The sequence below is a fragment of the Paracraurococcus lichenis genome (assembly GCF_030657435.1).
GTDB classification, from domain to species: Bacteria; Pseudomonadota; Alphaproteobacteria; order Acetobacterales; family Acetobacteraceae; genus Paracraurococcus; species Paracraurococcus lichenis.
In genome coordinates this window covers 1-365 of sequence record NZ_JAUTWS010000532.1, presented here as the reverse complement: position 1 = coordinate 365, position 365 = coordinate 1, and the positions used below count along the sequence as shown (strand labels likewise).

Sequence of the window (365 nt, the reverse complement as noted above, 5' to 3'; positions counted from 1 at the left end):
GACGCGGGTGGTCCTGCACGGCGGCGTCTGCCCCTGCTGCGCCGGGCGCTTCAAGGCAGCCGCGCCGGCCGGGTTGGAGCCGGGCTCGCCGTTCGGCCCCAACCTGCGCGCCTTCGTGCTCTACCTGCGCTTTGGCCAGGCCATTCCGTTCGAGCGCCTGGCGCGGCTGTTACGTGACCTGTTCGGGCTGGAGATCAGCGAGGGGGCGCTGGCCAATATGCTGCAGGACAGCGCGCCAGCCTTCGCGGTGCAGACCGGCCTGATCAAGCAGCGGCTGTTGGCCAGCACGGTGCTGGCCTCCGACGAGACCAGCGTGCGGGTTGGCAAGAAGACCTTCTGGACCTGGGTGTTCCACCACGCCGACA

At 69.9% G+C, this 365-nt stretch carries 1 protein-coding gene; it reads left to right on the top strand.

The features are described 5' to 3' along the window. Nucleotides 1–365: IS66 family transposase (locus Q7A36_RS41125; RefSeq protein ID WP_305109529.1), on the top strand; the 365-nt coding region annotated here is incomplete at both ends.